Genomic DNA, 23,096 nt, shown 5'->3' with positions numbered 1-23,096 from the left:
TTATGATTGTCATTATCGCGCTGATGATTCTGATGATGTGGGTTAGTGGCCGCAAGAGCAAGCAGCAGCAAACCGCCATCCAGGACTTTCGCCAGTCTCTGAAGCCCGGCGACGAGGTGGCCACCAGCACCGGACTATTGGGGAAGATCGCTTCGGTGGACCAAGAGAAGGAGCAGGTGGTCATAGACTCCGAAGGCTCCCTGTCCCGTTGGCGCATCCAGGCCATCACCAAGCCGCCGATTGTCCCTGCATATGTGCATGACGACGAGGTCGATGAGGAGGGCAATCCCCTGCCAGAAGTTGAAAACGAGCAGGATGACTCCCCGTCTGATTCGTCAGAGCAGAGTTCCAAGGCAGACAAGGTCGACGACGAATCCAAGGATTCCACCGACAAGACCACATCTGCAGATTCCCGAGAGTAGGCTCCTGCTGAACCTATCCGAGCAGTGACAACTGCCATTACAGAGTTTGTCGATTAAAAAACGCCTCGTGTGACATCGAACAGGTATGATTGCAGAGTCTTATCAGTTCCAAGGAGCGAGACAGAAAGAAGAACATGGCTCATTCTGGCGATATTGAAATCGGACAGCTCGAGGTTGTAGGCGAGAGCGACGCCAATTATCTCATCTCCTTGATTCGCACCATACCCGATTTCCCCAAGCAGGGGATTCTTTTCAGGGACTTCATCCCCGCGCTCTCTGACTCACGCGGCCTGGGCATCCTGCTCGATGCCATGGAGAAGACCCTTCCGGTTCCTGTCGATCAGTTCGATCTGGTTGCCGGACTGGAGGCCCGAGGATTCCTGATTGGGCCTCAGCTTGCCGCCAAGACGGGCAAGGGGTTCCTGGCCATCCGCAAGGAGGGGAAGCTCCCTCCTGAAACCCTGTCCCAGGAGTACTCACTTGAGTATGGCAATGCCAGAATCGAGATAGAGAAGTCCTGCATTCAGCCCGGTCAGCGTGTCCTCGTAGTCGACGACCTCATTGCCACGGGTGGCTCCGCCCAGGCCGCCGCCCGTCTCATTGAGCAGGCTGGGGGTCAGGTGGCAGGGTTCAGCTTTGTCATGGAACTCAATGGCCTTAAAGGCCGCGAAGCTCTAGGGCCTTACCCGGCATCCAGCCTGCTCAATATGCCGGCCTGAGCGCAAAGGAGGAGCAGACCCATGGATCTCTATGAGTACCAGGCCAGGCAGCTGCTTGAGGAGCACGGGATTCCCCAACCGCGTGCCGTCTATGCCTCCACAGTCGAAGAGGCCGGAGAGGCCGCGGATACCATCGGCTACCCCTGTATGGTCAAGGGACAGGCCACCATTGGCCATCGCGGTCAGGCTGGTGCCGTGAAGCGTGCGCACAATAGGGAAGAAGCCATGCAACTGGCCGAGCAGATTCTTCCCATGACCATTTCCGGTCATCCGGTCAGGGGAGTCCTGATCACCAAGGCTGAGAACATCCTGCATGAGTACTACGTGTCCATCTCCGTGGATCGCGCTTCAAGGGATTACGATGTCCTCGCCACTGCCAACGGTGGAACCGAGGTTGAGGCGGTCGCCCTACAACACCCGGAGTCGGTCAAGCGCCTGCACATCAGCCCCCTGGAGGTCTTCGACCGTCAGGCCGCAAAAGCCATGGCTGGTCGCATCGGTTTCTATCATGCCGATTTGGACCAGGCCGCCGACATCCTTCTTCATATGTGGGAGACCTTCCAGGAGTGTGATGCCACACTGGTGGAAATCAATCCTCTGGCCAAGGTCGGTGACCCGGACGATGAATCGACCAAGCACCTTGACGCCTTGGACGCCAAAATCTCTTTGGACGGAAATGCGGCCTTCCGCCATGATGGCTGGGCCCGTTTCTCCGACAGTGACCAGGATGATCCCTATGAGCGCAAGGCCAAGGAAAATGGCCTGCACTACGTACATCTCAACGGTCAGGTCGGAGTAATCGGAAACGGAGCCGGTCTTGTCATGAGCTCTCTGGACGCGGTCTCCGGAGCAGGTAAAGAGCAGGGAACCGCAATCAAGCCCGCCAACTTCCTCGACATCGGAGGTGGTGCCTCGGCCCAGGTCATGGAAACCAGCCTGGATGTGGTTCTGTCCGACCCCCAAGTGCGGTCCGTCATGGTCAATGTCTACGGTGGCATCACCTCGTGCGCCCAGGTCGCACAGGGGATCGTGCAGGCGGTTTCCCATCGGGATGACCCCAGGCCCATTGTGGTCCGCTTTGACGGCAACGCAGCCCAGGAAGGGCTGAGCATCATCGCAGAGAGCCACGATTCTCGCCTTACAGTGACGGATACCATGGAGGAGGCCGCAGCCCAGGCTGTCCGCCTGGCCAAAGTCAGCACAGCTTCCGATTCCAAGGAGGGTGAGTGATGGCCCTGTTCATTGAGGACGGAGCGCCGGTGATCGTCCAGGGAATGACCGGGCACCAAGGCATGGTCCACACCGCCAGGATGATTCAGGCAGGGACCAGGATTGTTGGAGGGGTCAACCCCCGCAAGGCCGGAACCAACGTCGACTTCGCCGCGACTGACGGTACCACCGTCATACAGGTCCCGGTCTTCGCCGACTGTGCCCAAGCCGTCGCTGCCACACATGCCGCTGCCTCGGTCATCTTCGTGCCGCCCAGGTTCGCCAAGGATGCCATGGTTGAGGCCATCCTCGCGGGTATCCCCCTGATTGTCGTCATTACAGAAGGTATCCCCGTAGCGGATACGGCATACTGTGTGGCTCTGGCCCACGACAAAGGCTGCCGCATCGTAGGCCCCAACTGCCCTGGGTTGATGACCCTGCCGTCGCAGCCAGATGCAAAAGGCACCAATCTGGGCATCATCCCCGACGGGATTGTGGGACGCGGGCCAATCGGTCTGGTCTCCAAGTCCGGCACTCTGACTTATCAGCTGATGGGAGAGCTGGCCTCCATCGGATTCACCGCCTGCCTGGGCATAGGCGGCGACCCCATCGTGGGCACAACGATCCTTGAAGCGCTCCAGGCCTTCAACAGGGACGAGGAGACCAAGGCTTGCGTTCTGATTGGCGAAATCGGTGGCACGGCCGAGCAGGATGCCGCCCGTTGGGCCTCCACCCATATGACCAAGCCGATTATTGCCTATATCGCCGGATTCACGGCTCCGGAAGGTAAGCAGATGGGCCATGCAGGAGCAATCATATCCGGCGGCAAGGGAACTGCCGCAGACAAGAAAGAGGCACTGGAGTCCGTCGGCATAAAGGTCGGCACTACACCCGGCCAGGCCGCCGAATTGACCAGAACAGTACTCTCGGAGCACGGCATCATATGATCGCACGTCTCAGGACCTGGGGTAAGGGGGCCTTGGAGGCCCTCCTCGCCATGTCCATCTACGCTGTGACCCTAGGGGCGTGCATGGCCCTGATGCTGCTCATCATCTCGATAGAGGAGGGCGGTCCTTCCCTGTCGATTGCCACGGTCCCTCTTACCGAGACGCTGATTCTACTCACCCAGGGAGCGGGCTTCACCGCAGGATCCTTGACGTTGACCATCATGCCCCTTCTGCTGACCATCGGTCTGCTGTGGCTGATCAAAGCCCTGGTCTCCTGGCGCGGCTTATCTGTGGGCGGCTGCTGTCTGGGTACCCTGACATGGATGATCCTGAACCTGGTCATCCTCCAGGGCACACAGACGATTCAGGTGGACACCACGCCGGTCATCATATTCAAGGCCGCCCTGGTCTTCCTGTCCGGCTATGCCCTGGCCGTGGTGACGTCCAAGGAGTTCCACACCTGGTGGGAGAGCGCTGTTCAGGAGAGAATCCCCGCCTGGTTGCGTCGTTCAGTTCGCTTGGGTCTATCGTGGGGTGCCGCACTGGTAGGTATATTCCTCGCGGCTGGACTGATCGCCTTAATCTGTTGGGTTGTCTTATACCATGGCGCCGTTGCCAAGCTCTTCAACCTGGCTCGGATGGGACCAGCATCTTCCGTCGTCACCTCCATCGCCTCACTGGCCTGGTTGCCGACCCTGGTGATCTGGGCTTATTCCTGGCTTATGGGTGACGGGTTCTCCATAGGAGAACTGGCCTCCTTCACTCTTTGGTCAGGGCATGCCAAGAGCCTTCCTTCTGTACCGCTCTTTGGTCTCTTCCCCGACCCCGTTGCCGACCAGGGTGTAAGGACACTCCTCCTCAACATCCCACTATTGGCCGGGCTTGTTCTGGGTGTCCTATTGCTCCTGGGCTCACGGAACCATCGACTCTTCACGGCAGTTCGCAAACACGGCGTCCTGTCCTGGACCGTTATCAGGCATTTCCTCCAGTCCACACTGTCTATGATCCTGGCCTGGATGACCTGTCTGATCATCTCCTGCCTGGTCTTTCTGTTCTCCAATGGATCACTCGGCACGGAGCGCCTCGCTTCAGTTGGCGTCTCGATACCCGCTTCCGGGAAAATGATCGCAACCTCCCTGGGCATGGGTCTTATGACCAGCTGGGTTCTTGCCATCCTGACCGGATCACTGCTGGTGCTTTGGAAGCAGGTCCAATCGCACATCCAGATGAATGGCGCCTTGGTCAACGGTATGGCGACTTGGGATGGCGATACCGAAGAACAGGACGAGGACAATGAACCGGCAACTGATGCCTCGTCAGAGGACCTCCCGGAAAATCGCAGTCAAAACAGCAAAAGGAAAACGAACGAAGGGCAATCCGATCACCGGGAAGGATCCGGCAACGCTTCCCGTCGCGTCACTTCCACCGGGAAAAAGCCCAATCACCCTCGAACCGCGAGCAGTACCCGAAGCGCAAGGTCCAGCAGTCAGGAAAACCAATAATCAACCTATCGAAGGAGAGCCATGGCTGACACCACCAGAAGAATCGCCAGGGCATTGGTATCGGTCTATGAAAAAGAGGGACTAGAGGAGCTGGCAAGGGCCTTTGTCCAAGCCGGCACCCAGGTCGTTTCCACAGGCAGCACGGCAACAACACTGGAATCAATGGGAGTTCAGGTCACTCCCGTCGAAAAGGTGACAGGATTCCCGGAGAGCCTCGGTGGACGTGTGAAAACCCTTGACCCACACATCCACGCAGGCATCCTGGCTGATATGACCAACCCGGATCACGCCCGCCAACTCAAGGATTTGGAGATTCAGCCTTTTGACCTGGTGGTGGTCAACCTTTATCCATTCGCTCAAACCGTTCTTTCCGGTGCAGACCCAGCCGCCTGCCTGGAGAAGATCGACATCGGCGGCCCTGCCATGGTCCGCGCGGCGGCCAAGAACAATGCCAGTGTTGCCATCGTCACCGACTCAGCGGATTACTCCTTGGCCGCGGAGCGTGTGAGTTCCGGTACGGGTTTTGACCTTGCAGAACGCCAGGCACTCGCTGCAAAGGCCTTCGCCATGACGGCAGCCTACGACGCCGCAATCGCTGAGTGGACCGCGGAACACTGGTCCTGTACTACAGAAGACGGTTCAAACCAGACCGCCGCACCTGGTAATCTGACCAGGACCTGGAATCTCTCACATGAGCTCCGGTACGGAGAGAACCCCCACCAGCATGCTGCCTTATACCTTGATCCGCTGGATCGAACAGGATTTGCGTCCGCAATCCAGCTGGGTGGAGCCAAGGCCATGAGTTACAACAACTACGTGGATGCGGATTCGGCTTGGCGAACGGTCTGGGATTTCGCCGACCGCCCAGCCGTGGCCGTGGTAAAACACTCCAATCCCTGCGGTCTGGCCATCGGCGAGACTATCGCTCAAGCCCACCTCAAAGCCCATGCCTGCGACCCCATGAGCGCCTATGGCGGAGTCATCGCCGCCAATCGCCCAGTCACCCTTGCCATGGCCAAGCAAGTCAAACCAATCTTCACCGAGGTCATCGTGGCCCCGGATTACGAGGATGAGGCTCTTGACCTTCTCAAAACCAAGAAGAACCTGCGTATCCTCAAGGTAGAGCGTCCGCCCCGGCATCTGCCATTCCTGCGTCCAATCGACGGAGGGGTCCTGGTTCAGTCCGAAGATCTGATTGACGCACCAGGTGACAACCCGGACAGTTGGAGGTTGGTTTCCGGCCCGGAACCCGACGACCCGACCATGAGCGATCTGATGTTCGCCTGGCGTGCCATTCGCTCAGTCAAGTCCAATGCCATCCTTCTGGCCCATGATGGTGCAACCGTAGGCATCGGTATGGGCCAGGTCAACCGAGTCGATTCCAGTCATCTGGCTGTAGAGAGGGCCAACACCCTGGCTGAGGGCCTTAACCGTGCCAAGGGCTCCGTTGCGGCTTCCGACGCATTCTTCCCCTTCGCCGACGGTCTGGAATACCTGGCCGAGGCCGGAGTGGTGGCTGCCGTCCACCCGGGTGGATCCATCAGGGACGAAGAGGTCATCGAGGCTGCCAAAAAAGCCGGCATGACCATGTACCTTACCGGAACCAGACACTTCTTCCACTGAAGCGCATCAAAGCGGGGGAGGGCAGGCGTCCCTTCCCCCCGTTTGTTATACCCCGACATACACCCTCCCGATGAGGCTACGGTGATAGGATAAGTGGACTGTCAGCGAGGAAGCTGCTGGATGCCTATGATTCAAAGGAGACCAAGGTGACATATCAGACCGTAAACCCGTATACGAATGAGCTCATCAAGACCTATCCCGATGCCACTGATGCGGACCTGGAGGATGCCCTGGCGACCGGGCATGCCCTCTACAAGCGCTGGAGGAGAGAGGATGGTGCCTCGGAACGTGCCGGGCAGCTCCGCCGGGTAGCGGATATCTTCCGTCAGGAAAAGGATGCCCTTGCCGCAAATCTGACCAAGGACATGGGGAAGCTGATTACCGAAGCTCGGGCAGAGGTTGAGCTCTGTGCAAACATCGCCCAGTACTTCGCCGACAAGGCCGAAGACCTGCTCAAACCGACTCCTTTGGACAACCCCGCAGGCAAGGCCTATTACGTCAAACAGGCCACCGGCGTATTGGTCATGGTCGAGCCTTGGAACTTCCCCTACTACCAGATCATGCGGGTCTTTGCCCCCAACTTCATCCTGGGCAACCCGATGATCCTCAAGCACGCCTCCAATGTACCCGCCTCGGCAATGGCCTTCGAGGACGCTGTTCTGCGCGCCGGTGCACCCGAGGGCAGCCTGACCAACCTCTTCATCAACTACGATCAGGTCGACAAGGCCATCGCGGACAAGCGGGTGGCTGGTGTGGCACTGACCGGTTCGGAACGCGGCGGGGCCTCCGTAGCCAAGTCGGCCGGGATGCACCTGAAGAAGTCCTCCATGGAGCTGGGCGGCAATGACGCCTTCATCATTTTGGATGATGCCGATTGGAACCTCCTCAGGAAGGTGGCGCCTGGTGCCAGACTGATGAATGCAGGCCAGGTATGCTGCGCCTCCAAGCGCTTCATCGTCATGGCCGACAAGTACGACGATTTTGTCTCCATGATGGTGGAGTCCTTCTCCAAACTGGTGATGGGTGATCCAAGCAACCCTGAGACCACCATGGCCCCCATGTGCACGACCCATGCTCGCGATGGCCTCCAGAAACAGCTGAATCAGGCCGTCGCAGCCGGCGCCAAGGTCGCGTACGGAAACAAGCCAGTCGATTCCCCCGGGGCTTTCCTGATGCCTACCATCCTTACGGACATCACCAAGGACAATCCGGCATACGACCAGGAGATGTTCGGACCTGTGGCGACCATCTACAAGGTCAATTCCGAAGACGAGGCCATCGAACTGGCCAACGACTCCAGCTACGGCCTAGGTGGAACGGTCTTCTCGCAGGACATCGAGCACGCCGATGAGCTGGCCCGTCGGATCGAGACCGGGATGACCTTCATCAACGGCGGCTGGGTGACCATGCCGGAACTGCCCTTTGGTGGGATCAAGAACTCCGGCTATGGAAGAGAGCTCTACAGTCTGGGCTTTGACACCTTCGCCAACGAGCATCTCATTTTTGACCATGACCACTGATTGAACAACTGATCCAGCGTTATAAGAGAGGTGTCAACGTCCTTTGCGGGGCGTTGACACCTTTTGCTGATTCGCTCGGTCCGGGAATCTCCTATGCGAAGAACCGGGATCGCACCAAGAACCGTTCTTCAATGCGCTCAGGCGGCCCGGTGAATCGTAACCGGGGGCCATTCCTTGTTCCGCTCTTCCTGAACTTGCCGCGTAGGGGAGGGGTACCCTGTTGGCACAGGTTGGTAGACTGCGGAGAAGAAAAAGAGATATCACAGGAAGGCCAATGATGAAATCGGCGGCGCAGCATGCAGACTCCGGGGCTCTGACCTCTTCCGTACAAGGTCGCGAGCAGACGAATGAAGTTGAGAGAACGCCGAACCGGGAGTCTCATGGACATCCTTTCGTTTCGGAGTCGCATGAGGGACATCCCATCTTCGAGGGGGTCATCTTCCTTGTTGTCATCGCATCGGCACTGGTAGCCATATCCGGAAATACGATGGCCGCGACGGTCATTGTGTCCGTCGCGGCCATCGTATCAGGAGTACTCCGCCTGATACTCAGGAAGAAAAGCCCCTGGAAGGTCAGGTCGGTCGCTTTCGACTCCTTCATCGGCATCTGCCTGGGAGTCGGGCTCCTTCTGACCTATCTGAGTATCCAGCTCCTGCTTTAGTCCTCCGAGTCTGAGGAAGCCTTGGCCTGCTGGTCCTCTTTCAGACGATTCAGGTAGGAATCCACCTCGGAGGAGTGCAGATGTACCGTCGCCCCAGCGGCTGTCACTTCTGATGCGTCCTTTTCTTCCTCTGCAACGGACTTCGGGTCAGACGCCACACTGGTGTCATCGTTGCCCTTATCCTGCGACTCGTCAGAAGGATCCATTTCCTCGTTCTCGCCTACAGAAACCTTGGCGATCCGAGCGCGGTTGCGCAGACCGTCGGTGACGATGCCTGACAGGATGACAATCAATGCCACCAGGGAGGCCGCCAGAAGCGGGCAGATCCAGAAGAGCCAGAGCTGGGACAGCGGAGAAACAGCCATATCCTTGGACTGGGCAAAGACGGCGATGCCAGTGGAGCGAGCGGGGTTCAGACCGGCATTGGTGATCGGGTAGGTGATGAGGGTGCCGGCACCGTAGGCAAGGCCGGTATAGAGGGCATGGTTCTTATGCGGCCGCCCGTCCTTGCGGAGCGTGGCTACCGCTGTACCGACGACAAGCAAACCGCCGACCAGCTCGACGATGATGGCGAGGCCCGTGCCGAAGGAGATGTGGTGCTGGGCAAGCGTGGCTGCGGTGGGGGAGCCTGATCCAAAGCCGTTCACAGTAAACATGAGCCAGGTCTTGGCGGGGAAGGTCTCGTTCGACGGAACGAAGCCAATCAGGACCGCTGCCGCACAGACGGCACCCACCAGTTGGGAAACGATGTAAAGGATGCCGTCAATCACCGAAATCTGCGAGGTGAACATGGCAGCCACGGTTACGGCGGGGTTGAAGTGCCCACCTGAGATTGACCCCAGCATGGCGGTGACCACAATGTAGATCACAGCGGTGCCGATGACAGGAAGGGTCACCGTGGGAACGTCCAGGAGAATCTGGCTGAACGTGAAGGTCAGGTAGAGCGCCAGGCAAATCAGGAAAGTGCCGGCAAACTCCGCTCCAACCCTGATCCATCTGATGTCTCTGGCATGGAAACCGACCTTGCCGGACGTCTTGTCGGCGGTTCCCTTGTCTTCGTTGGTCTCCTCTGCCGTGTTGTTCTGCCCGAGCTGCTGGGCAAGCGGTTCTACGGTTGGATCCACGTTCATTTCCCCTACCTTTTATCAGACTGGTCACTTATGGCGTGAGCAATACTACTCGAAAGACATCACAACCATCCGTTATACTATATCGAGGTCTTACCGGTCTTCTTGCCCGGTATAACCGCACAGCCCCGTTCGGGGCTTTCCTATGCAAGTCACATGTCTTTTCAGACAGGCCACGTTGGGAGAACGATGCCTCATCCATATTCGCAAGCCATCCGCGCGCGTCAGAACGACGAGGAGGGAATTCGCCTCCAGAAGATCCTGGCCCAGGCCGGATTCGGCTCCCGCCGTAAGTGCGAGGAAATCATCACCCAGGGCAGGGTCGAAGTTGACGGTGAACTGGTCACCGAGCTGGGCAGCCGAGTCGACCCACAACACCAACAAGTCCGCGTTGATGGATCCCGTATCCATCTGAACGACAAACACGTCACCTTGGCCCTGAACAAGCCTCGTAGGGTCCTTTCCACCATGGACGACCCCAAGGGCCGCTTCACCCTCCGCGACATCATCGGCGACAGGTACGAGCGGGTCTTCCACATGGGCCGGTTGGACTACGATTCCGAAGGGCTGATCCTCATGACAGACGACGGGGAGCTGGCTCAGCATGTCATGCACCCCAAGTATGAGGTCCAAAAGACCTATATGGTCACCCTGAAAGGCCACATCGGCGGGAACGTCTGCCGTCGCCTGGTCAGCCAAGGGGTTGAACTGGACGACGGTCTGATTCGACTCGACCACTGCGCCATCGTCGACCACAACAGGGAGCACACCATGGTCAAGGTCGTGCTTCACTCAGGCAAGAACCGAATTGTCAGGCGCATCTTCGGGGCCATCGGTTTCCCTGTCATCCGCCTGGTGCGCACCCAGATTGGCCCAATCAAACTCGGAGAGGTCAGACCCGGGTCCTATCGCGTCCTGTCGCCGGCCGAAATCAAGTCTCTCGACAAGGAGGTGGGTCTGTGATCACCGTAGCCATCGACGGACCTGCTGGAGTCGGCAAGTCATCCACCTCCCGTGCCCTGGCCAAGCACTTCGGCCTGGCATACCTGGACACCGGAGCCATGTACCGGGCCAGCGCCCTCTGGTGCATCAGGCAGGGGATGGACCTTGATACCGACAGACCGGACCAGGAGGCCATAACCGAAGCCGTAGCAGCCTCCATCACGGATGGGCACCTGGAAATGGGATTGGACCCCGACGACCCCAAGGTCAGCCTGGACGGCGAGGATGTCGGTCGTGAGATCCGTTCCAGTCAGGTATCGTCGCACGTCTCGACGGTTTCCTCAATTCCCTCAGTCCGAAGGGTGCTGATTGCCGCCCAACAGGCCATCATCGCCGAACAGGGTCAGGAAGAGTCCATATCCCAGGGCCGCGGCATCGTGGCCGAGGGACGTGACATCACCACAGTGGTGGCACCCGATGCCCAGGTCCGCGTCCTCCTTACGGCTCGCGAGGAGGTCCGTGAGGCCCGCAGGTCCGGACAGACCGCATCCGGGGCCGGCACCGGCCCCGACAATGTTGCTGCAAGGGATGCCAAGGATTCCAAGGTCACCTCATTCACCGACGCCGCTCCAGGAGTCACCACGGTCGACAACTCCGACATGACCTTTGAGCAGACATTGGATACTCTGATCGATCTCGTTTCCGGTGTCATGGAGGAGGATTCTTTCGACCAGTACGCCCAGGCCCTTGACGAGTATGAGCTGAGCGAGGAGGATCGCGCCCTCCTGGCTGGGTCAGGTGACACGGAGTCCGATGAGGCCGCTCCCAGACCGGTCGGTGTCCTGGCCGTCGTAGGAAGGCCAAACGTCGGCAAGTCCACCCTGGTCAACAGGATTCTCGGTCGTCGTGCCGCCGTTGTGGAGGACACCCCGGGTGTCACCCGCGACAGGGTCAGCTACGAGGCGGAGTGGGCCGGGACCGACTTCAAACTGGTCGATACCGGTGGGTGGGAATCCGATGTGGAGGGTATCGAATCCGCCATCGCCTCACAGGCTCAGGTCGCAGTGGGACTTGCCGATGCCGTCATATTGGTAGTGGATGGTCAGGTGGGTTTGACGGCCAGTGACGAACGCATCGTTAAGATGCTTCGAGCATCCGGTAAGCCTGTGGTTCTGGCCGTCAACAAGCTGGATGACAGGATGGCGGACTATACAGCCTCCGAATTCTGGAAACTGGGATTGGGTGAACCCTATGCCATCTCAGCCATGCACGGCAGAGGGGTCGGCGACCTCCTTGATGCCGCCCTTGACCAGCTGAAGAAGGCCGACAAGACTTCAGGTTTCCTTACGCCTGGGGGACTGCGTCGGGTCGCTCTTGTGGGCAGGCCCAACGTAGGCAAGTCATCCCTCCTCAACCAGCTGGCGCACGAAGAACGGGCAGTGGTTCACGACCTTGCCGGCACCACCAGGGACCCTGTCGACGAGGTGGTCAGTGTGGACGGTGAGGATTGGCTCTTCATCGACACCGCCGGCATCAAGCGTCGCCTCCACAAGATCTCAGGTGCCGAGTACTACTCCAGCCTGCGCACCCAGGCGGCCATCGAGCGGTCCGAATTGGCCCTCATCCTTTTCGATACCTCGCAGCCCATCGCCGACCAGGATCTGAAGGTCATGAGCCAGGCCGTGGATGCAGGCAGGGCCATTGTACTTGTCTTCAACAAGTGGGATCTCCTGGACGACTTCGGGCGTCAGCGATTGGAGCGACTCTGGGAGACCGAGTTCGATCGTGTCACCTGGGCCGAGCGGGTCAACCTGTCGGCAAAGACAGGTTGGCACACCAACCGTCTGGCCCGGGCCATGCGCACCGCCTTGGAATCATGGGACCAACGGATTCCCACAGGCAAACTCAACTCCTTCCTGGGCAAGGTTCAGGCCGCCCATCCCCACCCCCTGAGGGGTGGGAAGCAGCCAAGGATTCTCTTCGCCACCCAGGCCTCAACCAGACCGCCGCGGTTCGTTATCTTCGCTACAGGATTCCTGGAGCACGGATACCGCCGCTACCTGGAGCGTTGTCTACGTGAGGAGTTCGGTTTCGAAGGGTCGCCAATCCAGATATCGGTTCATATCCGCGAGAAGAAGCGGAAGTAAGCCCCTATCTAGAACGAACGTAAAGACGGGGTCCCCGGTCCGGCCTGTGGGTCGGCAGGGGACCCTTTCCGTGTTTTCGCGGTAGACCCCATTTGCGCCTATCCAAGCCTGTCACCTTCACCCTCTCGCAGTCGCGGTACAGGGCCTGCAACGAACTGTTGCTGATGCTGACAGCCTTGATGAGTACTGATAAAATAGTCTAAAGCCGGCCTAGTGCCGAGCAGAGTAATTCAAAGGACCGATAATGCCGATACAGGACCTACTTCCCGAACTGCGCAAAGCAGCAAACATGACCCAGGCCGATTTGGCCGCCAGACTCTATGTCACCCGACAGGCGGTCTCACGATGGGAAACAGGGGAGACCACACCCAGTATCGATATGGTTAAGTTGATTTCTTCGGTACTTGATGTACCGGTGTTGAAACTCCTGGAGATTCCGGATGAGCCCGTCTGCCAGTCCTGCGGTACGGCCTTCTCCGCACCAGGCACAGAGCACGGCAAGGACAGTGACGGGAAACCGGACTCTGATTACTGCCAGTGGTGCTATAACTGCGGATCCTTCACCCAGGAGTGCATGTACGAACTTATCGAGTCGACCGCTCCTTTCTTTGCCGAAGCAACCGGCGTAAGCGTTGAAGTGGCCATTTCCTATCTTGGCGCCTTCATTCCCAGTCTGAAGCGCTGGCATCAGCAGCAACAGCACCATGAGAATCATCAAGAATCAAACTCTCAAAAAGACTGCAAGGACTGCTGAGGTCCGAACAGAAGACACCATCGGATTTCAATCCACTGTTAAGGAGATATACGAACCATGCCAAGGCCCCGGACCAAGGACGAGCTGGTTACAGCAAGCACCACGAACTTCGACAAGCTCATGTCTCTTTTGGACTCGATGAACGGCGAAGAGCTCAATGGTGAATTCCACTTTGATGTGACCAAGGAGAAGGAAGCCCATTGGAAGCGTGACCGTACCATCAAGGACGTGCTGATTCATCTGTACGAGTGGCAGGTTCTGCTTCTGGACTGGGTTGAGAGCAATCAGAAGGGCATCAGCAAGGAATTCCTGCCCGATGGATACAACTGGCGCAATTATGGCGAGATGAACCAGGAGTTCTGGAAGAAGCATCAGGACACCACATACTCCCAGGCACTTGACCTGCTCAAGGGAACCCATCGCCGGGTCATGGATCTGATGAACTCCTTCAGCAACGAGGAGCTCTTCACCACCGGGTACTTCCCCTGGACCGGCAACTATCCCCTCGGCACTGCCTTCGTCTCCAATGTCTCAAGCCACTATGAGTGGGCCCTGAAGAAGATCAGGAAGTATGCTCGGTCTCTGAAATAGGATCGAATCGTTGAAGAGGAAAGAGTCGGGGCCGCAAGGTCTCGGCTCTTTTTGTATGCTGGATACTGAATTTCAAACCGAGGGGCCTGGAACGTCGGTTTCTTCGAACCAGGCCATGCTCAATGCACGCAGGTGCACTAACCCTGGAAATCAGTGACAGCGTTCACATCGCAGTGGTAGAGTGAACCTGACAATCAACACTGTCGTCAAACAACTGTTGGAGTGGTGAATCGTAGATGATTCTGGCGGGGTGATGTACCCGAATATGTCTTTTTCGGATAGTTCTCCCCGTTTAATTTGCTAACAGTGGTGGATTGTCTTATTTGCATTTTCTTGAATGTCGGACCGGAGGGGAAACTATGAGATGGATGAATAACAACAATCCAAGGGAAGAAATCGCTAAGATATTTGCCAACTGCGAAGACCCGATGGACACAGCGGTGAAATGGGCCCAGAACATCGCCGCGTCTAAGGAGATGAATCCAAACAAGGACAAGATTGTGTTTATCCGTGAACTCAGGCGAGAGGAGCCGAGTCTGGATCTGAAAACAGCTACGTACCTTGCCCGGATGACAGCGAGAGTTTCCTGAACCGGGTAACCCATTCTCTCGTCCGTATGTCCGTCGGCTTGTAATCGCTCAGAGTGCATCAATTCGGCGAACCTCCGAGAACCATCATGAGCTCTCACTGCGATTTCGATGACGTTCTTTATCCGATTCGGCGCTAAAGAGCTAAGTCGCCGGCATGCCTTGAAAGCGATAGGCAAATCTGAGAGGACTTTGCGTCTCCAATTGAAGCCATATCAGCATGCCAATATAAGGGTTACAGGAAGGTTGCCTCAAGCAGCTCACTTTAGTGCTCGATCACACTGCCGAGCCTCAGTGAGAGTCCGTACTCTTCAGCCATTTGCATTACTTGACTGTCGGTCATCTTATCGGCGGTCTGTGTTTTGGCCAGGTTGTCCTTTTCGAAGGTAGCTATATCCGCTTGGTGAATCCTCGCCATACCTGCTTTCCTGTTGATCTTCTCCAAGAACACCTCCTGAACCCCAACTTCTCTCAGTTCATGCAGAAGGCGGGACATACGGTCCTCTTCGTAGAACATATACGGGAAAAGAGGGCCTATAAAGGCGTATGTTCGAATACCTGAATCGGCCAGCTGCGCAAGGGCCTTTAATCGCTTCCTCATGGGATACCCTCTGGGCTCAATCATGCTGATAGGTTCATCTTCTTCGATGTAGTGCACGGTCATTCCGACCTCGCAGTTAGGGAGTTGACTCAGAATATCCCTGTCACGGGCAACAATAGGCGAGCGCGTCAGAACTTCGATGCTGCCGTCGATTTCCGCGGAGGTGAACTCCTGTAGAATTGATTTGGTCAGCTGATAGCGGTTTTCACATGGCTGATAAGGATCCGTTACAGAAGACAAGAGGATTCTTTTCCCGAAGTATTTGTCTTTTCTTCTACCACTCAGCTCTTTCTTAATCAGTTCCGGAGCGTTTACCTTCGCATACACAAAATTGCCCCACGATGATTCTGCGATGCCGGCAAAACGTGCCATAAAACTTGCATAACAGTATTTGCATCCGAAAGAGCACCCGAGGTAGGGATTAATGACATAATCCGCATCAGGAAGATTGCTGGGCGTAATGATGGATTTGACAGCCACTTCGTTGACTTCCACTTTCATTTTAGCCCCATCTGCTTATATCGACATAGATACTGCTCCTGAAAGAACCCCAGAAGGTAATGCTAACTCTAGAACGTAATGAGAGTCATAGTGCATTGGACTCATCGCCGATGAGACAGCTCATTCTCGACTTCTACAAGCAACTCTATCTGAGTAGCTATGCGCACGCTGTTTCGCTTTGCGTAAATATTTTTGGGGGTCTTCTTTTCTATTTCCACAAGTTCTTTGTCCACAAAGAACTTGATAATTGTCTCGTTACAAGCTGTATTGGGAAGACGGACGTTCTTTACTCTCTTATCCGTCGAAACCAAGCTTTTATATCCATCAACGCGTACCTTCCGTAATAGCGATAGGACTTCCTCCACCTTGAGAAAGGGGAGAGAGAGTGTAATCAACTCGGAGAACTGATCAGGCGTTTCGAAATAATCGCTGGCGCTCAAGAGTGATGAATAGCTTAAAGGACTCAGTTCTTGTGTTTCGACTACACTGTGAGACGTCTCTAAGATCAAATCCGGTCCTGCCGGGAATATGTAACATTCAGGATTATTCCATATCTCTTCCCTTATGGCCGGAGTCGTTTGTTTATCGATAATAATCTTGCATGCATCCTTTGGTTTTAGGCTGTCTTCCATATAAGTGCTGAAGTTCTTTGAAGCAGAAATGTAGTTTATGCGTTTTTCCCAGTCCGCGCTCTGTATTACTTCCCATGATTCAGCACTATCCGGTATTATTCCTGACTGAAGATAATCGGAATAGCTCTCATCATTGCCACAGACAGCTAATTGTATCGTCGTAGGGTCTATGAACTTATCCCTTGGAAGTATACTTCTGATTAATTCAAGCTTATTCGGGTTTTTGTTCACGAGATTGATTAGTTCTTCTGCAAGCTCTTCCCTTGCCTCATCGGGCCTTTGATCGACGTCAGTAAGAAAACTCTGTTTCTCCAAGAACAGCTTTAAAGCATTTTCTTTAACAGACCGCCAAGTTCGATCCTCATCCTCCTCCATAACCTCAACGTCGTCACCATCCTCATCTATGAACTTATCCTCTTTGCAGATGCTGTTGGTAACAGCTTCGACATTCTTAATTGAAGGTTTTACTCTGTTCTCCTTAAGCAAAGCGGGGACGAATTTATCCCAGTCAGGTTTTATACACAGTGAACCGTCTGCAGAGAACTCCCATATGTCGCTAACCTCGATATCCGGTCGAGCCCAGTGAAATAGATCTCTCAGCGTATCCTCGTCAGGGTTATCTGCATCTGAGAGTTCTTCCAGGATACTTAGGACCTCATCATCCTTATCAGTGCTCAAAGAGTGATCCCCCTTTTGCATAAAAGAGAGATACTCCTTGATATGCGTCAAGCTGTCCGTGTAAAAGCGATACCAGATTTTCTTGTCAAGCGAATCAGATTTGAGATTTGTGTTTTCCTCATTGCCTTCGTCACCTCTGTTCCTTCTCATCTCGTCTAGAGACGGAACCCGACCAAGCAATGTCAGATTCTGTCGATTGTACTCATATAGCCCGGCTTCTACAAAGTCGATTTTCAAAAAATCAGACAGTTTAGCTATAGCTTGAACTCGGACCCCTGCTTCTTTGCATATCGCTACCAGCGGCTTGCAAGAATTTCTTTTGAAGCTAGAGAAAGCGTTCTCTTTCCCATCTTCAGAGTTCGCTATACCCTCTATCAGTTTTTTTGCACGACCTCTATCATCTTCGCCGAGCGTGTAGTTGATGTTCGGTGATAGATTAGCAAGGACGATATTGAGGTCGCTTCTCATCTCGTCTTCGCTCATGGTTTGTTGGAGCAGGAAATGGAATATCCCCGGGCACTGCTTAGCCAGGAACCTCAGAACCTTGTCTGTCAGTTTTCCACTCTGCAAGTAAACGGACAAAAAGTCTGTACTCGTATCTTCAAGTTCAGAGAGCTTGGTGATCTGCTCGTTGAAAAGCGAGCTATATACTTCATCGTCTGCGCCCGCAAGGAAATCTAAGAGATTACAGTTCATCAGTGCAGGCTCACGGAACGCTCGCTTTCCACGCTTAGCGACCTCTTTTATCACGCTCTTGGATTCACTGTCAGTAAGTTGGAAGTTATAGGAGGGTTTATGTAGATTAACCTGGTGATAAATAAAGTTGCGGGCACTCGCGGGGAGAGATTCACCAAAGACTATTGAATACTGAATATAATCCTCATTCAAGTAGTCTGACCGCAATAGCGCAGTTGCAAGTCCACTATCACCAAATGAATCATCGATAAACGTCCGCAATGAGCGATTCCCTCGAGCATCACCACCGTCAGCATTACCCTTATCGTCAAGACAAGAGGTATATTCATCCTTCGAAATCAAATCAACAATACGGGCGCTCTGTACATCATTCAGATCCTTTTCGAAACGCGACAAATCCTTATTGCCGTCTGCCTCGTCATCTGCACTATTAGCTCTGTTGATTTGGTTTCTGATTGCTGTTATAGCCTGGTCTACTATCGTTTGCTTAGCGTTATATATGAAGTCAAGCTTGCTATTTCCTTCCGAGAGCCTGCTTGCATCTTCAAGATAAGTGTTCTTATATATGAGAAATCCGAGCAAATGAGCACAATCAAGTCCTGATTTCTCTAACGAATTGCATCTATTGAGTTTCTCCTTATAAACTTTATATTCGTTACTTATGTTTATTAGAAGCCTCATATCAGGAATATACTCTGCAGCGATATCAAGAACCTCAACAAGGCTGTCTTCTTTATCAAAATAAGCTGCCGCTAAGTACTTAGCGTTTTCATGGGAGATAAAAGGAACGACCGGTATGATAACGTCGAAGAACTTCGTCCTAGCAAAAGGCACTCCATCCACCTGGCGCAACAAATCACTTTTCTCATTGCCTGCGATTAGCTGATCAGGGAAAACGCTATCTTTTATTGCATATATGAACTGGACTTTATTTAAATCACGGTCATCTTTTTCTTGAGTTTTCCTTACTTTTTTCCGAGTTTCCCCTACTTCGGATTGCAAGCTTAGGTTAATTATGCTATTAAGTTCTCGTAAAGAGTCAAATATCTCCGGGGTTTCAAACCTATCCAAATCCTCAAGTATCACGATTCTCTTATCCGTATTTAGGAAAAAGTAAACTATTTCATCCAAGTACTTATCGAAGTACGTGTGAGTACCGTCTTCCGGAGTTAAGGTCACTGCCATACCGCCGGCTCCAATTTTCTCGAGCGTAAAGTGCCCAGCATATTTTTCCTGTATCATCCATACCATTAAGACGAGTGCAGAAAGAACAAATAAGGGAAAGAACATATATCCGCATATCGCAACCAGCCATGAGCCGCAACTGCTAGGAAATAACGTACCGACAATACTTGAATAAGCTCCCGAAAGTAGAAGAATGCCGAAACAGATAACACCGCCTATGACGCTGTAGATGAGTCGTTTCTGCCAGCTTGTCACATGTATACGATGCAAACGCGAAAGGGGTAAGTCCTCTGGAGATACGCTGTAGAAAAGCTGTTTAATTATCTCCTTTTGGATTCTATTAGTTCGACTCTCAATCGCCACTTCTTCACGTGTAGCGCCCGCTTCTTCCCGTTTAAGTTCGTCTGTTCCACCGGCAAGAGGTGCAAATGAAATACGTGCCACTTTTTGTTCATTAATTTTGGATACCTGCTCCAAAATAGAACTTTTTCCAGTCCCGTAGGCACCGGAAAGAGCGATATTCAAAGCACCAGCATGCAATGCGTCTTCAACAAGCTCTACGTAGTACCCATGCTCGCCCTCGTTATAAGTGGGCGAGAGCAGTTTCAACTTACCCTCTTGACGATCAGACACGATGCCCCCTCATGGCTAGCAGATAAACACAAATTATACAGATTCGTGTACTCAATTCGCCGTGTATAGGTATAAAATTACCGGTATTTGATTTGCTCCACTTGAGAGCAGAATCAGATTAATCTGCTGATTGTAATACGCCATGGCTGATCGTTCATCATCAGTTTGAGCACCTAGCGGACTGGAAGTCGATTAAGTGCAAGATCGGTTATCTCACACTAAGACAGTTACGCGATACGCCCAATTACTTATCACAACGACAGGGCAGTGCACTCTCAACATTTATGCCATTCATCAAACTGATACAAGGTGAAGTAAGAGAAAACAAATTGACCTCGATAACCTATCCTCACCATAAAATTCCATCGATGATACAAAGTGCTCCGGTCCACGAATAGTGTGTTTTAGTTCGCTCCAAAAAGATACGCGAGGCTGAGCGTAACCGCGGATGTACTGACACCAGGTGAAGTAGTGTCCAACTGCTCGGTCGGGGATTTGGAACCAATCCCTATATCCGTAGACGATTCATGATGTCGACCGGACTCTGGGCATTGCACCTTAAACGTTCCGATTCGGTAAATACACACCGTCTCGGAAGAAATGCCGGCGTATATGTCCACCTGGGGGGACATATACGCTTTTCGTGTTGCCCGCACTGCCGAAAGTAGCTTCCATAGAGTTAGAAACCACTTAATTACGGAGGCAGCAATGAACGGATATCAAGACATTCAATCTCATGCGGCTGTTGTGACGAAAGACCTGGTCAAATCCTATGGCACCTTCAAGGCTGTGAACGGACTGAACCTGCAGGTACCCATGGGTGGTGTCTATGGACTGCTGGGGCCTAACGGTGCAGGAAAGTCTACAACTATGAAACTCCTGCTCGGTTTAACGGATGCAACTTCAGGTAGGATGTGGATGCTCGGACAGGAGGTGGAACGTCACAGCCACATCCAACCAGGTCGTGTGGGATCCATGATCGAAGGCCCCAGTTTTTACCCGAGCTTGTCTGGTCTGGACAACTGCCAAATGGTGGCTGATTATTTGGGTCTGCCTTCCAACTCGTCCACAGCTGTGTTGGCTAAGGTCGGGCTAAGAGGGCATGAGGACAAGAAGGCCAAAGACTACTCCCTGGGGATGAAGCAGCGTTTGGGCATCGCCATGGCGCTCATATCCCATCCTGAGCTACTGCTTCTGGACGAGCCAACCAACGGTTTGGATGCCGAGGCGGTAGTCGAGGTGCGCCAGATGATCATGGATCTTGCAGCTAGCGAAGGTGTTACGGTCATCCTCAGCAGCCACATTCTCTCCGAAATCGAGAAGATAGCACCAATGGTCGGCATCATCGCGGCCGGACGACTGCTCTACCAGGGCTCCTTGGAAGATCTGCGCGACGAGGGGCACATAGACCTGCGCGTTTCCGACCCTCAACTGGCGGCAGGCACGCTTGAGCACGACGGCATCGATTATGGGTACATACAGGAAAGCAGGACCTTGCGAATCCCGGAGTCCGATGATCGGCTAGTCGGTAGTTTAGTCGCCCAGCTAGTATCCCAAGGACTGCAGGTCTATCGTGTGGCCTCCGAACGCAAGAGCCTTGAGGACGCTTTCTTGGAATTGGTGGAAAGTACCCAGGCCCATGTACCACAGATCGGACTCCAGCAGGGGGCTTCACGATGAGTGTCATCACCACAAACACCCTGAAATCCGTGGAGCCCAAAAAACATGGGGGCGCCGGAACCATGCGTTTCAGCAGCCCGTTGATGCTCATTTCCATGGAGGTACGCAAGCTGAAGGGCTCATCCTTCTGGTGGATGCTCATAGGGATGATTATCCTGGTTTCCTTGTGGTCAGGATTCGCTGTCATGAAACGTACAGGCGGCAATCCAGCGACTCGCACCCTGACCTTGACACAAGGCGACATCTACCAGACCATCAGCCTGCTGGCCCCAATCCTTGCCGCCCTCCTTACCAGCCGGCTGGCCATCTTGGAAACCAGCGAGCGCATGGACCTCAAATGGCTATCCTTGGGGCAGGGAGAGACCAGGAGGTTCTTCGCCAAGCTAGCGGTGGCAGGAACGGCTTTATCGCAAGTATTTATAATTCCCTTAACATGGACACCTCTGGCGGCCCTGGCTATGGGCTTCAAATCTGATGGTGACCTGTCTTCTCTGATACTTGCACCAGCCCTCATTGCTTTTATATCATCCTTGTCCGTAGCCGCCATCCAGCTGATGCTTTCCATGACCATAAACAAGCAGGCTGTCGGCCTGGGTGTAGGCGTGATCGCCAGTTTAGTGGGTTCGGGCCTGGGACCGATGAACGCAGCCCGACTGGGCTGGTTCTTCCCGGCCGGCATCAGCTCTGCCGCCAGTCCTTTCCTGACCACGGTTACGTCGGACGGCTACGCCAGAATGACGCTCGTTACCAATCCCTGGGTCTTGGTACTGACCAGTCTGATTGCTTGCATCCTCTGGACCAGCATTTCAGCATTCGTCATCACAGTAGGGGAGTCACACCGATGAGCAAGCAGGCACTCAACACCGTGAGCATTAGCGGCCAAATGGGCAAAATCCGCAAACGACCTTCCGTTACGGCGGCCTTCCATTGGGAGATGCATAAGGCTGGCAACCTGTGGTACTGGCTTGCCACCGTATTATTCGATGCAATCGGCATGTTCAACGGTTGGGACCAATACATCAGCTACCGTCGCGATTTCCAATCACAAGGAGTGACTTGGGCTGCTGTCTGGGGGCAGGCCATCCTCCTGCCCAGCATGGTCTTTATGCCAATCTTGGTCGCTGCTTTTGCTGCCCAAATTGAAGCCAACGAACACAGGGGGCGCAACTGGCAGCGATTAAACGCATCAGGAACAGCCAGCACAGCCATAGCAGGCAAGATGCTCCACGGATTATTCGCATCATTCCTGACCATCGTCATCTTCGAGCTGGAGTTCATCGTTGTGGGTATGAGCGAGGGCTTCAGCTTGTTCCAGATTGGCCCCTACCTCCTGCGGGCCATCCCCATGATCATGTCCGCCTGGGCCGTCATGACCCTGACGCAGGCCATCGCTGCCAGGGCCGAGTCATTCGCCTCTACCATGTCCATCATGCTCCTACTCACCTTGGCTGGTTGTGCCCTCTCGGTCATCGCCCCCAGCTTGGCCATGCCTTACCCGCTGGCATTAATAACAACCGCATCAGCAGCCAGAGACCTGGGCAACATCGCCTCAGCCTCCTCCATCATCGCATCAACCGTGGTATCTGCCCTCTGGGTTCTTATCGGGGCACTTATCTTCCGTCGGCTGATCAGGAAAGCCATTTGACCGGTAGGACCGACCCATCGTAAGAAAAGACATACGCCATGACCATCAGCACCGACAAGGCAGGTACCCCAGTACTCCATTTAACCCGCCGCCT

At 54.5% G+C, this 23,096-nt stretch carries 19 protein-coding genes; 16 read left to right on the top strand and 3 right to left on the bottom strand.

Annotated elements, in window-relative coordinates; genetic code table 11:
* The first annotated feature begins 2 nt into the window (after positions 1-2).
* The 8 genes from bcor_RS03290 (at position 3) to bcor_RS07645 (ending at position 8,603) form a co-directional block, all read left to right on the top strand.
* Positions 3-422, top strand: coding sequence for a preprotein translocase subunit YajC (locus bcor_RS03290; RefSeq protein ID WP_238548575.1), 420 nt, complete (start codon positions 3-5; stop codon positions 420-422).
* A gap of 134 nt (positions 423-556) precedes the next feature.
* Positions 557-1,141, top strand: a complete 585-nt coding sequence (locus bcor_RS03285) for an adenine phosphoribosyltransferase (protein ID WP_033497032.1) — start codon at positions 557-559, stop codon at positions 1,139-1,141.
* Between the two features lie 21 nt (positions 1,142-1,162).
* Positions 1,163-2,371 (top strand): ADP-forming succinate--CoA ligase subunit beta, encoded by a 1,209-nt coding sequence (gene sucC, locus bcor_RS03280; protein ID WP_033497034.1) that lies wholly within the window; start codon positions 1,163-1,165, stop codon positions 2,369-2,371.
* A complete protein-coding gene (gene sucD, locus bcor_RS03275) occupies positions 2,371-3,297 on the top strand; it encodes a succinate--CoA ligase subunit alpha (RefSeq protein WP_033497036.1) in 927 nt (308 codons plus the stop codon). The genes sucC and sucD overlap by 1 nt, the downstream gene beginning before the upstream one ends.
* Complete coding sequence (locus tag bcor_RS03270; protein WP_033497038.1) at positions 3,294-4,799, top strand: cell division protein PerM; 1,506 nt, start codon at positions 3,294-3,296, stop codon at positions 4,797-4,799. Before sucD ends, bcor_RS03270 begins: the two co-directional genes overlap by 4 nt.
* Positions 4,800-4,820: 21 nt before the next feature.
* Positions 4,821-6,422, top strand: coding sequence for a bifunctional phosphoribosylaminoimidazolecarboxamide formyltransferase/IMP cyclohydrolase (gene purH / locus bcor_RS03265; protein WP_033497040.1), 1,602 nt, complete (start codon positions 4,821-4,823; stop codon positions 6,420-6,422).
* A 146-nt stretch (positions 6,423-6,568) separates the two neighbouring features.
* Positions 6,569-7,942, top strand: coding sequence for an NAD-dependent succinate-semialdehyde dehydrogenase (locus tag bcor_RS03260; protein ID WP_033497042.1), 1,374 nt, complete (start codon positions 6,569-6,571; stop codon positions 7,940-7,942).
* Positions 7,943-8,216: 274 nt separating this feature from the next.
* The gene (locus tag bcor_RS07645) at positions 8,217-8,603 is read left to right on the top strand and encodes a DUF3017 domain-containing protein (RefSeq protein WP_238548574.1); all 387 of its coding nucleotides are present in this window, start codon (positions 8,217-8,219) and stop codon (positions 8,601-8,603) included.
* Here the strand turns inward: bcor_RS07645 and bcor_RS03250 are convergent.
* Positions 8,600-9,733, bottom strand: coding sequence for an MIP/aquaporin family protein (locus bcor_RS03250; RefSeq protein WP_051875642.1), 1,134 nt, complete (start codon positions 9,731-9,733; stop codon positions 8,600-8,602). The genes bcor_RS07645 and bcor_RS03250 overlap by 4 nt on opposite strands.
* A gap of 186 nt (positions 9,734-9,919) precedes the next feature.
* On the opposite strand from bcor_RS03250, the gene bcor_RS03245 reads away from it, so the two are divergent.
* The 5 genes from bcor_RS03245 to bcor_RS03225 all read left to right on the top strand — a co-directional run bounded on the left by bcor_RS03245 (position 9,920) and on the right by bcor_RS03225 (position 14,754).
* Complete coding sequence (locus bcor_RS03245; RefSeq protein ID WP_033490054.1) at positions 9,920-10,693, top strand: pseudouridine synthase; 774 nt, start codon at positions 9,920-9,922, stop codon at positions 10,691-10,693.
* The gene (der, locus tag bcor_RS03240; protein ID WP_033497044.1) at positions 10,690-12,819 is read left to right on the top strand and encodes a bifunctional cytidylate kinase/GTPase Der; all 2,130 of its coding nucleotides are present in this window, start codon (positions 10,690-10,692) and stop codon (positions 12,817-12,819) included. The genes bcor_RS03245 and der overlap by 4 nt, the downstream gene beginning before the upstream one ends.
* 244 nt (positions 12,820-13,063) lie before the next feature.
* The gene (locus bcor_RS03235) at positions 13,064-13,573 is read left to right on the top strand and encodes a zinc ribbon domain-containing protein (RefSeq protein ID WP_045921258.1); all 510 of its coding nucleotides are present in this window, start codon (positions 13,064-13,066) and stop codon (positions 13,571-13,573) included.
* 57 nt (positions 13,574-13,630) lie between these two features.
* On the top strand, positions 13,631-14,164 hold the full coding sequence (locus bcor_RS03230; RefSeq protein WP_033497046.1) for a ClbS/DfsB family four-helix bundle protein: 534 nt from the start codon (positions 13,631-13,633) through the stop codon (positions 14,162-14,164).
* Between the two features lie 368 nt (positions 14,165-14,532).
* Entirely contained in the window at positions 14,533-14,754 is a 222-nt protein-coding gene (locus bcor_RS03225) for a hypothetical protein (RefSeq protein ID WP_051875641.1), read from the top strand.
* Between the two features lie 262 nt (positions 14,755-15,016).
* Here bcor_RS03225 and bcor_RS03220 read toward each other — a convergent pair whose 3' ends face one another.
* Positions 15,017-15,853 carry an SPL family radical SAM protein gene (locus bcor_RS03220; RefSeq protein WP_081870330.1) on the bottom strand — a complete coding sequence of 279 codons (837 nt, stop codon included), beginning with the start codon at positions 15,851-15,853 and terminating at the stop codon, positions 15,017-15,019.
* Between the two features lie 101 nt (positions 15,854-15,954).
* The gene (locus bcor_RS03215) at positions 15,955-19,677 is read right to left on the bottom strand and encodes a YobI family P-loop NTPase (RefSeq protein ID WP_033497050.1); all 3,723 of its coding nucleotides are present in this window, start codon (positions 19,675-19,677) and stop codon (positions 15,955-15,957) included.
* Positions 19,678-20,385: 708 nt separating this feature from the next.
* Here bcor_RS03215 and bcor_RS03210 point away from each other — a divergent pair.
* From bcor_RS03210 to bcor_RS03200, 3 genes are read left to right on the top strand one after another with little or no spacing between them, the layout of a single operon-like run.
* A complete protein-coding gene (locus bcor_RS03210) occupies positions 20,386-21,357 on the top strand; it encodes an ABC transporter ATP-binding protein (RefSeq protein WP_051875640.1) in 972 nt (323 codons plus the stop codon).
* The gene (locus bcor_RS03205) at positions 21,354-22,202 is read left to right on the top strand and encodes an ABC transporter permease (RefSeq protein ID WP_033497052.1); all 849 of its coding nucleotides are present in this window, start codon (positions 21,354-21,356) and stop codon (positions 22,200-22,202) included. Before bcor_RS03210 ends, bcor_RS03205 begins: the two co-directional genes overlap by 4 nt.
* Entirely contained in the window at positions 22,199-23,002 is an 804-nt protein-coding gene (locus bcor_RS03200; protein ID WP_033497054.1) for an ABC transporter permease, read from the top strand. Before bcor_RS03205 ends, bcor_RS03200 begins: the two co-directional genes overlap by 4 nt.
* Positions 23,003-23,096: the final 94 nt, after the last annotated feature.

Origin of the sequence: Bifidobacterium coryneforme (assembly GCF_000737865.1) — a bacterium.
Classification (GTDB): Bacteria; Actinomycetota; Actinomycetes; order Actinomycetales; family Bifidobacteriaceae; genus Bombiscardovia; species Bombiscardovia coryneformis.
The sequence above is the reverse complement of the archived record's forward strand: the minus strand, read 5'-3'. Positions and strand labels throughout refer to the sequence as shown.